Source organism: Halodesulfurarchaeum sp. HSR-GB (genome assembly GCF_031432215.1).
GTDB lineage: Archaea > Halobacteriota > Halobacteria > Halobacteriales > Halobacteriaceae > Halodesulfurarchaeum.
In genome coordinates this window covers 39,074-50,992 of sequence record NZ_JAVKGN010000002.1, presented here as the reverse complement: position 1 = coordinate 50,992, position 11,919 = coordinate 39,074, and the positions used below count along the sequence as shown (strand labels likewise).

18 protein-coding genes, 2 tRNA genes and 1 pseudogene are annotated in these 11,919 nt (G+C 52.1%); 1 reads left to right on the top strand and 20 read right to left on the bottom strand.

Annotated elements, in window-relative coordinates; all coding sequences use genetic code 11:
* Positions 1-252: 252 nt before the first annotated feature.
* From RH831_RS10780 to RH831_RS11885, 19 genes and pseudogenes are all read right to left on the bottom strand, one after another.
* Positions 253-765, bottom strand: coding sequence for a hypothetical protein (locus RH831_RS10780; protein ID WP_310554205.1), 513 nt, complete (start codon positions 763-765; stop codon positions 253-255).
* A gap of 251 nt (positions 766-1,016) precedes the next feature.
* Complete coding sequence (locus RH831_RS10775) at positions 1,017-1,352, bottom strand: hypothetical protein (protein ID WP_310554204.1); 336 nt, start codon at positions 1,350-1,352, stop codon at positions 1,017-1,019.
* 32 nt (positions 1,353-1,384) lie between these two features.
* Positions 1,385-1,699 carry a hypothetical protein gene (locus RH831_RS10770; protein ID WP_310554203.1) on the bottom strand — a complete coding sequence of 105 codons (315 nt, stop codon included), beginning with the start codon at positions 1,697-1,699 and terminating at the stop codon, positions 1,385-1,387.
* Between the two features lie 6 nt (positions 1,700-1,705).
* Positions 1,706-1,984, bottom strand: a complete 279-nt coding sequence (locus tag RH831_RS10765; RefSeq protein ID WP_310554202.1) for a hypothetical protein — start codon at positions 1,982-1,984, stop codon at positions 1,706-1,708.
* Complete coding sequence (locus RH831_RS10760; RefSeq protein WP_310554201.1) at positions 1,981-2,247, bottom strand: hypothetical protein; 267 nt, start codon at positions 2,245-2,247, stop codon at positions 1,981-1,983. The genes RH831_RS10765 and RH831_RS10760 overlap by 4 nt, the downstream gene beginning before the upstream one ends.
* Positions 2,248-2,296: 49 nt before the next feature.
* On the bottom strand, positions 2,297-2,872 hold the full coding sequence (locus RH831_RS10755) for a uracil-DNA glycosylase (RefSeq protein WP_310554200.1): 576 nt from the start codon (positions 2,870-2,872) through the stop codon (positions 2,297-2,299).
* A 214-nt stretch (positions 2,873-3,086) separates the two neighbouring features.
* Positions 3,087-3,866 (bottom strand): hypothetical protein, encoded by a 780-nt coding sequence (locus RH831_RS10750; RefSeq protein ID WP_310554199.1) that lies wholly within the window; start codon positions 3,864-3,866, stop codon positions 3,087-3,089.
* Between the two features lie 14 nt (positions 3,867-3,880).
* Positions 3,881-4,279 carry a hypothetical protein gene (locus tag RH831_RS10745; RefSeq protein ID WP_310554198.1) on the bottom strand — a complete coding sequence of 133 codons (399 nt, stop codon included), beginning with the start codon at positions 4,277-4,279 and terminating at the stop codon, positions 3,881-3,883.
* 379 nt (positions 4,280-4,658) lie between these two features.
* Positions 4,659-4,889 carry a hypothetical protein gene (locus tag RH831_RS10740; RefSeq protein ID WP_310554197.1) on the bottom strand — a complete coding sequence of 77 codons (231 nt, stop codon included), beginning with the start codon at positions 4,887-4,889 and terminating at the stop codon, positions 4,659-4,661.
* A 21-nt stretch (positions 4,890-4,910) separates the two neighbouring features.
* Positions 4,911-5,393: a hypothetical protein gene (locus RH831_RS10735; RefSeq protein ID WP_310554195.1), complete on the bottom strand. Its 483-nt coding sequence runs from the start codon at positions 5,391-5,393 to the stop codon at positions 4,911-4,913.
* A gap of 848 nt (positions 5,394-6,241) precedes the next feature.
* Positions 6,242-6,988 carry a hypothetical protein gene (locus RH831_RS10730; RefSeq protein WP_310554193.1) on the bottom strand — a complete coding sequence of 249 codons (747 nt, stop codon included), beginning with the start codon at positions 6,986-6,988 and terminating at the stop codon, positions 6,242-6,244.
* A gap of 31 nt (positions 6,989-7,019) precedes the next feature.
* Complete coding sequence (locus RH831_RS10725; protein ID WP_310554192.1) at positions 7,020-7,433, bottom strand: hypothetical protein; 414 nt, start codon at positions 7,431-7,433, stop codon at positions 7,020-7,022.
* A 40-nt stretch (positions 7,434-7,473) separates the two neighbouring features.
* Positions 7,474-8,106, bottom strand: a complete 633-nt coding sequence (locus tag RH831_RS10720; protein WP_310554191.1) for a hypothetical protein — start codon at positions 8,104-8,106, stop codon at positions 7,474-7,476.
* A gap of 2 nt (positions 8,107-8,108) precedes the next feature.
* Complete coding sequence (locus RH831_RS10715; protein ID WP_310554190.1) at positions 8,109-8,630, bottom strand: hypothetical protein; 522 nt, start codon at positions 8,628-8,630, stop codon at positions 8,109-8,111.
* 131 nt (positions 8,631-8,761) lie between these two features.
* Positions 8,762-8,890: a hypothetical protein gene (locus RH831_RS10710; RefSeq protein ID WP_310554189.1), complete on the bottom strand. Its 129-nt coding sequence runs from the start codon at positions 8,888-8,890 to the stop codon at positions 8,762-8,764.
* Between the two features lie 46 nt (positions 8,891-8,936).
* Positions 8,937-9,010, bottom strand: a tRNA-Thr gene (locus tag RH831_RS10705).
* A 12-nt stretch (positions 9,011-9,022) separates the two neighbouring features.
* Positions 9,023-9,096, bottom strand: a tRNA-Gln gene (locus tag RH831_RS10700).
* A 50-nt stretch (positions 9,097-9,146) separates the two neighbouring features.
* Positions 9,147-9,470: a hypothetical protein gene (locus RH831_RS10695; protein WP_310554188.1), complete on the bottom strand. Its 324-nt coding sequence runs from the start codon at positions 9,468-9,470 to the stop codon at positions 9,147-9,149.
* A 180-nt stretch (positions 9,471-9,650) separates the two neighbouring features.
* Positions 9,651-10,124 (bottom strand): annotated as a pseudogene (locus RH831_RS11885) (DNA cytosine methyltransferase); the annotation flags it as partial.
* Between the two features lie 160 nt (positions 10,125-10,284).
* Here RH831_RS11885 and RH831_RS11880 point away from each other — a divergent pair.
* Positions 10,285-10,797 carry an HNH endonuclease gene (locus RH831_RS11880; protein ID WP_396275470.1) on the top strand — a complete coding sequence of 171 codons (513 nt, stop codon included), beginning with the start codon at positions 10,285-10,287 and terminating at the stop codon, positions 10,795-10,797.
* 99 nt (positions 10,798-10,896) lie between these two features.
* Here the strand turns inward: RH831_RS11880 and RH831_RS10690 are convergent, their stop codons facing one another.
* Positions 10,897-11,898 carry a TFIIB-type zinc ribbon-containing protein gene (locus tag RH831_RS10690; RefSeq protein WP_310554187.1) on the bottom strand — a complete coding sequence of 334 codons (1,002 nt, stop codon included), beginning with the start codon at positions 11,896-11,898 and terminating at the stop codon, positions 10,897-10,899.
* Between the last annotated feature and the right edge of the window lie 21 nt (positions 11,899-11,919).

The following is an 11,919-nucleotide window of genomic DNA, read 5'->3' as shown; positions in this document are numbered from 1 at the left end:
TGTCCTCTGAGATTGGAAGTGCATCGAATCCGTTTGCTCGGATCGTTGTACCATTGGAAACGTACTGGCCGGCTCCCTCCATAGCGTCATTGAGCTCCTGAGGTGTTCGGAGGTCCAATCTTACGTCCCCAATCGGCGAAAGGCCGGCGAAGACATTGATGGTCGCCCCTTCGCATTGACTGGCCACCCACTCCTCGAAATCGGCAGGCCACCGCCAAGAGGCTCGGAAATCGTGGTTTGGATTGTTCGGTTTCATGCTCTGATCTGGTCTTGAAAGTCGCCCAAGGTAACGTGTGAAACGCTCTCCGCTCCTGTTGATGGGTCGCCGGATTCGGTAATCTGGAATGATGCAAATAGTGTGGGATCGGCGTGGCCTTCCCACTCACCGATTCGGACTTCTTCGATCGTGGCTGCCCTGCTATGAGGAAGGTAATTGGATGCTCGGAATAGGATCTCTCCACCCTTCTCGGTCACGCGAGTCGCTTCGTAAAACGGTTGATGGCGCTGGTGAATGCCCCGTTTTTCGGTATAGAGAATACAGGCCTCAAATTCATCCGCATCGAATGGGAGCGAATCAAGAGGGCCAGAATGGATCTCCACCGAGTCCTGGACCTCAGGCAACTCTTCGAGGAGCTGGGTCGCGATCTTCCCAGACGGTGTTAGGAGAACAGTATTCTCGGGCAAGGAATCTTCAATATACGCAGCAAAAGAACCGTGCCAGAGGTGGATATCATCGAAACGATGAAGCGGACGGTCTGAATTCATCCCCACCCTCTGCACGGGGAGTACAAAAAAGAGCAAACCAACCGTAATTTGGTTAGCCCTCTATGTACCAGTCCCAATTTTCATCACACTCGGGATGGCCGCACTCGCTTCTGAAATAACCGAAATCGGAGTATCCGATGTATTTCCGGACTCGTTCTGGGGGGTATTGATCGCGGTCGTGGTCACACGTTTTCCGATTTGACTCGTCGAACCAAGTTGGCCCGGGTGACCTCGAGGAAGTAGCCATTGGTTCAGTCCCGATTTTTCGGCACTTCGATGACGACAGTCTCAGGGTTTACGATCGGAACGACCCCTTTGGGATCCATGCCGAGGTCCTCCTGCATGATGCTGAAAACTTGGTCGGCGAGATAGCCTGCTTGGTCGCTTTCGTCGTCGTGCTCGAATTCATCGGGGTTGAATCCATCAACCCGAAGGAAAGTGCGTTTGCTTTGCGGTGGCTTGCTCAGGTCTCGGATTTCCCGAAGGATGGACTCGACCTGATCGAGATTCCCTTGACCGAGTTTGGCTAGTCCGATGTCTGCGAGTTCGTCGATATCGTTGGTGTGTGGAGTTGTTTCTGCTTGCATGGTTAGCCCACCGACTACAGGGTGACAAAAAATCAGTCGTCTTTGGGGAGTTCCCCGGTTTCTACGAGCGTTTCGAGGACCGATTCGAAATCTTCGATGTACTCTTTTGGCAGTTCTTCGTCAAGTCCTACTTCCCACCTACGTTTTGTTGCCCAACCCCCGATTTCTGGCCGCCGTTTTTTCTGGATTTTGATCATCCAGTTTCCGTAAACTGAGACTCGCCAGCCAGCAAGCCCGTTTTTCCTGAACAGGTCGCCATCACTACCGGAGTAGGGGAAGAATGAGAACTGGTCTAGGACTCCAAACACGGTTCCGCCTTCCCAATTGATGTCAGAGAATGCTCCCATTTTGGATCACCTGTTCAACCAGTCTTCTACCGAATCGGGATCGTACTCGAGAACCCTGTCGAGGAACGTTTTCAGCGACTCTACTGAGCCATACGCTCCGAGATTCAGTGTTTCGACGTGATTCCCGTCTGTGTTGAGGACCTCCACCGTCGAGTGGGCGGGTGAGAGGCTTTTCGTCTCGGCTTTTCGGAGGGTGTATCCTTGGTATTCGAACTCGTAGCCTTCCGTGAGAACTGTGATTTGTTCGAAGAAATCGCTGAGTGAGTCGATTTGAATCCCCGTCATTTTGCTACCTCCACCTTGTCGGGTTGGCACAACCCCCCGATGACGTAATCATCGATTGCCCATGCGGGGAGTTCAGTCACCTTATCGATTGGGCCTTTGGCCGATCTCAACTTACTCCCATGTAAGTTGTTGTATGACTCCACGATGGCGTCATGTTCCGATTCTGGGACTGCTTGTAGAATTTCTTCGTTCTCGACGTCGAGAATGTCCCGGAATCGATTGAAGCCCTCTACGACTACCTTTTCGCCGGTCAGTACGGTCATGGTCTACCCAAATCACGCCAACCAAAAACAGAACCAAGGGATACTGAGGTCAGTCGGTGTAATTCGCGACTTCCTCAAGTGTTTTCTCGAATTTGGGGCGCAAATCGCGGTTGTAAATCGTTGCTGCTGGGTGGACGCTCGCGATGGCGATAGTCTGGTCGCGACCAAACTCAGTTCGATATTTCATCCCAGCGGCTTCCGTGATTTTGTCGATCTCATCGGCGATGATCGTCTTTGCAGGAATCGCACCTAAGGGGACGATGACGTTCGGATCGATATGATCGATTTCGTTATCGAGGTGTGGAAGGCAATTTTTAATCTCTGCTTTGTGCGGATCTCGGTTTTCAGGTGGTCGGCAGCGAACGATATTCGTGATCCGAACCTCATTCCGAGGCATTCCGACTGATTCAAGAGTCTCATCGAGGATTTTGCCACTCCGCCCGACGAATGGTTCACCTTGTTCGTCTTCATTGGCGCCGGGGGCTTCTCCGACAAATAGGACGTCTGCGCTTTCCGGCCCTGTACCGTTCACGATCCGAGTTCTGGATTCCACAAGCTCTGAACACCCGGAGCAAGAGACGATATCAGGCCCTTCGATTTGGGTGGCAGGTGAGTCGATATTCATGCAGCCTTATTGCGAATCGCAACGCCGAACGTTTAAATAATTCTGGTGGTTCAAACCCAATTGTCGTGCGACCGTTAAGATAGCGGTCAGCACGACGGAGCGTGGACTGGGGAAGAGATGGCTGGTCTTGCTCTCGGGCCGGCCCTGCCTTCCCCAAGGGAACGTGGGTGTGTGATCTTGCCCTCGACCTCACCCATTTCCGGGAGTTTTCGAATCACGGGGCTTCGGGCTGTTCGTATTCAGTACCACCTGTTCGGTTCAGCCATTCAGGATAGAGTTCACCTGACTGGCTTTCCTCGATGAACGTCCGGAAATCGGCTTGTCGATGGAGCATGCCGATGGCGAATTCTTCTGTTTCGGCGATCCCGACTGGTTTCCAGGCCGGCGGGGAGTCATCGAGAGGATCGATCAGCTTGGCGACGATGAAGGGAAACCCGTCGTCGACGTACTCTTCGGACTGGTAGAATCCGATTTTGCTCGTGTCACTGTTGCTTTCTCTGCGGTTCCACACGTAACAAGGCCCAGAAGGATCAGGACCATTTTCGGTGGTGTGGACCCGATCGATCACCGAATCAAATTCAAAACTCCCGGGTAAGAATTTGTTCTTTAATACTTTGTTTGGCAGTGGTGGGTCGTAGACCTCTCCTGGATTCCCTTTTGTTGGCTCCCATTCGGGGGATTCGGTGAGTTCATCAGCTGCTACCCATGGGTGGAGAACAGTTTTCTCGCCTTCTGCAATGACCTGATTTGGATCGGTATATATCTGGATTTTGCTGCCTTGATCGTTTTCGAATATCACGCTGGGCTCGTTTTGGATTTGCAACTCGTGTTTTTCGAGGAATTTGTCGGCTGGCCGTTCTGTGACCGTGATTTCCTTGCTGATGCAATCCTCTGTCTCAACTTCTTCGAGGATGTTGTGCTCTTTGAGGCCGGCGTATGCATTTCGAGTGAACGGGCGGTACGGCGATCTGACGGTGTATGTGGGTTCGGCCATGGTTGTGACTCGGGTTAGAACGAGGGGATTCGCAGCCGAGATTCCTCCCCAGGTCCGTGCTTGATGATCACTTCTTCGCCTTGGGTCATTACGTGGTCGGCAGGTGTCGTAATGACTTCTGGCGGGTGTTCTTCGGCAAAATCAGCGCGATCCATCCCGTAGGGGAATTTGGCTTCGATTTCGTCGAGGGGCACGTAACAGCCGGCACAGAGGGGCACATTCGGATGCACCCGAGTGTTGAGTTGGAGATAGCCCCTAATCACGGCTGGTTCGTCGCAGAGTTCGCAGGTCGGGTACTGTTCATCACTTGAATCGACGTGATAGGGGCCGAGTTTGTCTGCGATATTCTCGGCTTTGTCTTCGTCATCGAAGGGGCCGTGGATACCACGGGCGGCTCCTTCGTTGTGAATCACGAAAAACTGGGCGTTCTGGGGCTGGGATTGACACATGCCTCAACGCCTCACGGGAAGGAAAAACAGATGCGGCGAAAAGATTGCTCAGGCCGGTTGGCCTTGATTCGTAGCGTTCGCGTGGATCTGGTTACGGAGTTTTTCCACTTTGGCTTCTGCTTCTTCTTGGCTGAGGCCGGCTAGGTGTTCTCGACGGCATCGACCCAAAGCGGTGATGTAGAAATCGTTTCCGTCTTTGTAGACTGTAATGTGTTTCAAGCTGTTTTCGGCTATCCAGCAACGCCATATATCGGCGTTATCTGGGACGCCTCGGACCTCTTCGGCAGGAACGGCTTGATCGGCTTCAGTCCAGTATTCCATTTTCAAATGAGTTGATTGAGGGTCAGTTTTCCATCTCTTCGACGGACTGGACCATTTCCTTTTCCTCGAAGCGAGCTTTGTCTTCGAGCGTATCGACCTCGAAAATCACGGTCGTGGCGCTTTTGGTCTCAGTCCTTACCCACACATCGAGGATATCGAACTCCCGATCGGACAGTTCGAGAGCCGCTTTTGCGATGGCGATCGGTTTCTTGGATGGCGGTACTTCGAGTGCGATTTTGTAAGTGTTGACCATGGTTCTGAGACGGGTGAGGATTCAGTTGTGGATCTTGACTTTTCCTTCGAGCTCGTTGATGGTGACGCCTTCGAGGCTATCACTATCAACTCCGTAGTAATAGCCGTCTTCGCGTCCATCGATTGATTCGATCTGGAACGTTTCCTCTTCCTCTTGATGAGTCTGTTCTGGGTCGTCGGGCATGGTGTTCCTCGTGATCTCGCCGTCTGGGAACACCGTCACCTGCCAGGCGTCCGGTTTGTATCGGCATCCTTCGAACCCGACCGACCGGATCATCATCGGCTCTTCGAGGATCTCGGCGAGCTCTTCGAGGAACTGTTCGGGCTCTGGCGGGAGAGCGATGGTTCCGTTGTCGGCGTAGATTTTGAGGTGCCCTTCGTGCCATGCTGTCTGGAAGTAGGCGTCAGGGAACGACTCCCGGAGTGCTTGAAGTATTTCGCGGGCGGTTTCTTCGTCGGTTACTTCGGCGTAGTTTGATACACTAACGCTGGAATATACCGTCATGCGTCACCGTTTACAGGGGAACGAAAAACTCCATACACACCCCACTTGGGACTGGTTGATTCACAACGGTTGGGAAAGGTGCGGTCCGCCCAGTTCGTCTGATGGCAATGGGGGCTGCCTACAGTGAGGTGGCATGGCGATGCTGGACAGGTCCTTTGGCACGCTACCGGGCAGACCTAAATCCCCGAGATGGGGATTTTTGGGGTGTCTGGTACCAACAGCACCCAGATCAAAGTACTCTATAATTTCGTATAAGTTTTTGGGACTTGAATTTTCGATTGCAGTTATCGTCTGATAATTTCGATCCCGAATTCAGATTCGAGGACGTCAAGGACAAACGGGGGGATATCTTGTTTCATTAGAGAGTTTGATTCTCCATCTTGGAGCATAGATGTAGGGAAAGCAATCCCATCTGCGACTTTGGTGAAGTACAATTCGTGCTCGATATTGGAAAGTGTGACCTCAACGGTCACCCGATCAGCGGTTTCATCGACTTGCTCAATCGGCGTTGGGCTAATCGGCAAATCCGGGTGTAATCGCCCATTCAAGCGGGGTGGTAATCAGTCTTCACTTACCAATCGTAGAGAGATTTAGAAGGGCTGGTTACCGATCCACAATCTCGATTCCCCGATCTGTTTCGAGAGCTTCCCTGACAAAACCCGGTACACCTACATTGTGGAGTCGATAGCTTTCTTCGCCCTGTATGAGGTAGGTGGGATACACATCTCCCTTCCCCGTTCTGTTAAATTTCCAGACGTGCTCTGTACCGCTCATTTCGCTTTTGACAATCACTTTGTCAGGACCTTCTTCGATTGAATCGATTGGGGAGTTCTCTATTGGTGTACTGCTCACTTGGAATGTGGATTGGTCGGCTGTTCACGGACACATTCAGAGGGGTTGCCTGTTTGCGGTTCGATCGTAATCGAGCGGTCACTATTCGGCGATGAGATCGTGATTGTGGTGTCGTCAAATTTGACAGCTGGCTGTTCGACTTCCCAGGCGTTTCTTCTAATCGATGGGGCTGTAGTGTAGTAGCCTCCCGATTTGTACCCGACTGACGCGAATGGTCGGCCTCGAGGGCCGTTTTCCGAGGCGAGGGCGACATATGCCCCCTCTCCACGCCGGGTACTCCCCTCGAAAATTGCCACGGAGCCGCTTGATTCTTTCCGGTTTCCGATTTTCTCCCCAATGTAGAAATCGGCTCCGACGACGTGGGCCCAGTCTTCAATATTGGCGATCGTTTCCAGGTGTTTCCGTCGTACCTTCACAGGGTCAACTGCTGTGTCGAATGAGTCTGGGTTGTTGGGCGTGTCAGCTTCTCTGATGATGGATTCGACCCGTTCGTCGAGAGTATCGATGTCGTCGCCTCTGAAAAGCAAGCGTCTGTTGGTCCCTATGTAGTAATCTTCGGAGATACCTAGGTAGTGATAGACTCCAATTTCCGGGAGGCCAGAATGCTTGTCGTCGGTAAGCGGTTGCCGGACGATTACTTCCTCAGTAACGGTGTTGGTCCATCCCCGGGAGAGTTCTTCTGTATCCCCGAAGCCTTTTGCTAGATCGGGCGCTGGTTCCCAATTTGGAATGTTGTCAGTCATTGTTGTCTAATTCTATTTTCAGGTTACGGGTTCAGTCTTCAAGGCTAGCCTTTGCGTCGGTGAGAGCTTCTTGTATATCATCTGGAAGAGGGACGTTAGTATCATCGCTGACCTGCTCGATGTAGTCTATCAGATTGGCGAGTGTGATTCGGTTGACGGGGACGTCTGCGGACTTGTTGTAGGTTCGGAGTAGTTCTAAATTACCATTGATCCAGGCTTGTTCAAGTCCTTCTTTGGGAAGCAAGTCTCGGCTAAGTGAATCTATACGCCGAGTCCCGATTTCTTCACCTGAGTTGAAACCGGTCGTCACAAATTGGGCTCCCTTGACTTCGAAGAGGGTGCCAGGTCGTTGCAGTAATGGAACGATGCTATTTGTATCGGAGGCGTTGTTACTGGTGCTCATGGTTGAGTAATCGACGAAGGCGGTTTTAACTGCCTCACCCATTCATGGGTAGCAAAAAACACCCAATTTCAAGGGGCTGGGGTTAGGCAAAAACTTCCAAGGAGGCCGATTGAATAATTTCGTTGGCTGGCTTTTCTTCATGTTTGGTGTCCTTGTCTTCTGTGTTATTCTCGAGGACGAACCCACCGTTCCATCTCGATCGTGGGATGGAGACGTCATCGAGGATGTCTGGTGCGGCTTTCAGGAAGCGTTTATCGAGCGACTTCTGGATATTTTGGCGGAGCGTATCGATGAAGTCACTCACGTTCTGTTGCCTCCAGGAGGGACCTCCTTTCTCTGCAATTTCGGTGAGAGCGTCCCCATCGAGAGACACGCCGATCACGCTTGCAGCCTGAGAGATGCTGTGGCCATACGCGGCGACAAACTTCCCGTTGATCGCTCCGGCATCGCCTGTTGCGCTTCCGAGGTGGGCGGCGAGTTCGGGCCACGTAGCATGTGTAATCTTTTCTGAGGGTGGTGTTTCGAATGCCCGCTGGATCCGAGCAACGATGATAGCGTCGTAAATCCAGTCAGGCAAGTATCCCTCGTATCCCCCACTCCGTCCGTGATAGATGACGGGATCATTGAATACTCGCCACAGCCGAACGAGCATGATGTCGTCGACGTCTTGTTTATCCGCTGGCGAACTGGTGGCTAGCGAGGATTGTGAGCTCATGGTTAGACCAGGGTTGATTGTGATGTTGATCCGGAAGTCGATTCTCTGAAGATATCCCTAATTTCGGATTCGTCTTTGGTATAGATGGATTCGGCAGTAAACACGGTTGGTTCGGGGATTCTGCTGGCTACGTGAGCGATTGCAGACTCATCGGGAGTCGAGATCGGGCGTTTGAATGGTGTGACTGCATTAGCCAGGTCTTCTCTGATGGCGCCGTTTTCAATTGAAGAGAAACCCTCGAGGGATCCGATATCTTCTCCGTTGGCTTTTGCTTTTACGACATCCTTTTCGACCCGGGATAGGTCCTGAAAATCGATGTTTTTTCCGTGGGGGATGCTTCCCGTTGCATCGTATTTCGCGTCGATGAAGACGGGATAGGAATCGTGACCCCAGGTGTTGATGGGTGGATAGTAGACCCAGATTTGGAACGTGTTTTCAGCGCCGATCACATGGAGGACGTCTGGGTTATGGATGTGTAGATTATGGCCGCAGGGCACGCATATTTTGGCGTTCACTCCTTCCACGTGGGGATCCTCGACGACAGACCCACACATCGGGCAGCGTGGTTCGGTCTGATCGAGGGGCTGATCGGCTCTGGTCATGGGCGCTTACTGGTATCGATGCTGGGTGATTGCGGCAATTACAGGCATGAGATTCACTCGTCTCTGTCCGACTCTTCTTGCCGGTCGTTGTACCGTTCCAATTCGCGGGCGATGACTTCGGCTGCCTCGGCGAGACGTCTAAATATCTCCCGGGTTTCACGGGAAAACCTGAACTGTTCCATTTGTCTATTACCTCACCGCCAATACGGGAGACAAAAACAATTGAAAAGCCGGCACCGAGATTTGAACTCGGAAATCCCTCCTTACAAGGGAGGTGCTGAACCGGGCCCAGCTCTGCCGGCACGACTTGTAAGTAGTCCTGGCTGGATTTGAACCAGCGATCTTCGGCTCCAAAGGCCGGCGGAATTGGCCACTATCCCACAGGACTGCATGTGGATTTTAATCGCCCATCTCCGTAAATGATTGGGCTAATGGCTCTCACAGGAATTTCGAGAGTTGCTGGTTGATCTCTCGAGCTTCCTCTTCCTCGGGAGTCAGTATGTCGCCCATCTCGGATTCTGGCGGAACTACGGATGGCCCCGGATCCTCGGGATCGTATTCGGTGAGGTTGAACGCGAAGCACTCTGTACATAGCTTCACGGGCCCGCCGTTGTCCTCTAAGGCTTCGAGAAGTTCGTCGATCGATACTGGGTCGTCACGCATGGCGTAGATTTCGTCGCGACCGATATCGTCGAGCACCTCCGCGAAATTGGATGGCGTATCGTCGCCATAGCGCCGAAGCCCCTCTGCGATTCGTTGCATGGTGGTGTTTTTCGGCGGGGAATGGACTCGTTTGTGCGAAATGTCTCGCGACCAGATGCTTTCGACGGGGTCCGACCAGTCGATCACTTCCTTCGCTGGACGCCACTCTTCGGTTCCGGGCTCGGATCCGTTTTCGCTATGCGTCGGATCGGGGAAGACGGGCTGTTCGTTCCGGCGACCGATGACGAATAGTCGTCGTCGGGAAGTAGGGTCCCCGTAGTCGGCTGCATTGAGGACCTTCCAATCGACCGAGTACCCCAGCGCATGGAGAGCGTTGGTCCAGACATCCCAAAGGGATCCGTCGCGATCGGATTTGCCGTCCTCATCGACTTTAGACCAACTCTGGATTTCGGGAACGTTCTCCATCAGGAATTGGTCTGGGCGGAGTTTTTCGACCCAATCGAGGACGTGCCAAGGCGAGGTCCTGGCCTGCTCGTTGATCGGCTTCCCGCCTCGAGCTGACGAGAAATGCGTACACTCGGGCCCAGCCGTGAGAAGATCGATCGTATCTGCGTTCGGGAAGACTTTGCTTGGTGGAATCTCCTCAACTTTCGCGTGGTACTGATCGGCGAAAGGGTGGTTTCTCCTGTGTGTTTCGACTGCTTCTTCCCAATGGTTGATTGCGACGTGCTGAACGAGGAGACCTTCCTCGATCGCTACTTCTCGGATGGCCTGGGACAGTCCGCCTGCCCCGGCGAACAAGTCTAAGACTCTGAGTGGACCTGGACCCGACATGGATTACTACCACCCTCTGCACGATAGCAAAAAACAGGACCCCCGACCTTATAACCGAATACGACTGAGATTCAATTAGATGGCGAAGGTTGACCGATTAGGCCCTTCGATTCCTTGGCCGATTATGGCCATTTGGTGGCTATTTTATGGCATTCTTGTTCTTCCAGTTCAGTTTGTGCGTTTCGTTGCAAGCCGATCGAGGTATTTGCCGGCCCGCCCGTGGCGACTTGTGGATTCGATTGTTCAGTTCATACGTCACTTACAGGCAGGGTCAAAGGATGTCCAAAAGCGTCGGTTGCGGTTCTTCCTTGCGAGTAGGCTGTATGACCCAATGACGTTCATGTTAGCCATTATGGGGCGGTTTCGTGCGTCGAATGATCTCCCACCGGATTGGTCGGCTAGACGTCGGAAAATCTATCGTTTGGATAATTATCAGTGTCAAGTCTGTGAGCGTGGTGGGCCCAATGAGGGGGTTTCAGTTCATGCGGATCATATCATCCCCCGTCAGTGGGGTGGGGATCACAACCGAGAGAATCTACGAACGCTGTGTAAGGATTGTCATGCAGTCCGGCATATTAGAACGTTTGAGTGAGGTCGCATTTACCAAACTCGGCCAGTACGGATCCGTGATAGCCAGTAGTTTTTCAAATGATCTGAAACGAGAGTGACTCCAAGGAAGGAGTGATGGGATTCATTCGGCATGCTCATTGTAGGCGTTTATCAATTCCTGGTATCGGGTTCGGATTGTAACGCGTGATTTGTCGGTTATTTCACCGATAGCGTGTTGGTTCAGTGTAACACTCTCACCAGCCTCTGGATCGTCCAATAGCAATTGATCAGCTGCGTAGACTGCTGCCCCTGCAATGCCGATGGGGCGTTTCCCACTGAATAGGTTTTTCTTGCGGGCGATATCGATTAGTTCCCGGGCCTTGAGCTCAAGTTTTGATTCATCAGCATAGCTGGCCTTTCCGTTGGTTTGTTCCATATCTGGGTCATTGAGTTCTGAAATGATTTTGGGGAGATAATCTTCAGGAGATCGAGGAGAGACGCCGAGCTTCAATTCTTTGTTCAATATACTATATCCATGCTTGATCCGTTGCTTTTCGACTCGTGAAACTTGTGCAACTTCTGGAATTCGTATTGGAAGTCCGGTCAGCCGAATTGATGCGTAAAGGGCACTACTGGCAATAGCTTCGACTGACCGCCCTGCAATCATGTCTTTTTGGCTTGCTCGTCGGAAAATCATGCTCGCCGTTTCTTTCACGTCTTCGCTTAAACCGAGGGCAGACCCCATTCGGAGGTTTTCTGTAATCCCGTTTCGGAGGTTCCTTTCTTTCGTATTACGGGTTTGTGACTGTTTATGGTAGCGTCGTAGTCTGGAAAACTTCCGGCGCTTCTTCAAATCGATTTGGTGTCCGTTTGCGTCTGTTTCCCCTTTCGAGATTTTGGTGAATCCAATACCTTTGTCGTGGCGCAGTTCAGTGTTTGGAGCCCCTGTCCGAACAAGGGATTCATCGTTGTCTGTTTGAAATCTGCGCCATTCAGGACCTTGATCGAGTTTGTTTTCTTCGACTACTAAACCGCAACTCGAACAGGTAGTTTCACCTCGTTTTTCGTCGAACGAGACTTCATTGCCACATTCAGGGCAAGCATTTTCTTGAGGAGGAGACTGAAGCGTCTGAGAAGATGACATGGTCCTATCTCAAATACACGA

Coding starts and splice junctions, on each gene's coding strand:
- RH831_RS10760 (WP_310554201.1), bottom strand. CDS start 2,247: ATGACCGTACTGACCGGCGAAAAGGTAGTCGTAGAGGGCTTCAATCGA.
- RH831_RS10765 (WP_310554202.1), bottom strand. CDS start 1,984: ATGACGGGGATTCAAATCGACTCACTCAGCGATTTCTTCGAACAAATC.
- RH831_RS11880 (WP_396275470.1), top strand. CDS start 10,285: ATGGCGAAGGTTGACCGATTAGGCCCTTCGATTCCTTGGCCGATTATG.
- RH831_RS10695 (WP_310554188.1), bottom strand. CDS start 9,470: ATGCAACGAATCGCAGAGGGGCTTCGGCGCTATGGCGACGATACGCCA.
- RH831_RS10690 (WP_310554187.1), bottom strand. CDS start 11,898: ATGTCATCTTCTCAGACGCTTCAGTCTCCTCCTCAAGAAAATGCTTGC.
- RH831_RS10730 (WP_310554193.1), bottom strand. CDS start 6,988: ATGACTGACAACATTCCAAATTGGGAACCAGCGCCCGATCTAGCAAAA.
- RH831_RS10750 (WP_310554199.1), bottom strand. CDS start 3,866: ATGGCCGAACCCACATACACCGTCAGATCGCCGTACCGCCCGTTCACT.
- RH831_RS10770 (WP_310554203.1), bottom strand. CDS start 1,699: ATGGGAGCATTCTCTGACATCAATTGGGAAGGCGGAACCGTGTTTGGA.
- RH831_RS10755 (WP_310554200.1), bottom strand. CDS start 2,872: ATGAATATCGACTCACCTGCCACCCAAATCGAAGGGCCTGATATCGTC.
- RH831_RS10775 (WP_310554204.1), bottom strand. CDS start 1,352: ATGCAAGCAGAAACAACTCCACACACCAACGATATCGACGAACTCGCA.
- RH831_RS10720 (WP_310554191.1), bottom strand. CDS start 8,106: ATGAGCTCACAATCCTCGCTAGCCACCAGTTCGCCAGCGGATAAACAA.
- RH831_RS10780 (WP_310554205.1), bottom strand. CDS start 765: ATGAATTCAGACCGTCCGCTTCATCGTTTCGATGATATCCACCTCTGG.
- RH831_RS10735 (WP_310554195.1), bottom strand. CDS start 5,393: ATGACGGTATATTCCAGCGTTAGTGTATCAAACTACGCCGAAGTAACC.
- RH831_RS10710 (WP_310554189.1), bottom strand. CDS start 8,890: ATGGAACAGTTCAGGTTTTCCCGTGAAACCCGGGAGATATTTAGACGT.
- RH831_RS10725 (WP_310554192.1), bottom strand. CDS start 7,433: ATGGGTGAGGCAGTTAAAACCGCCTTCGTCGATTACTCAACCATGAGC.
- RH831_RS10740 (WP_310554197.1), bottom strand. CDS start 4,889: ATGGTCAACACTTACAAAATCGCACTCGAAGTACCGCCATCCAAGAAA.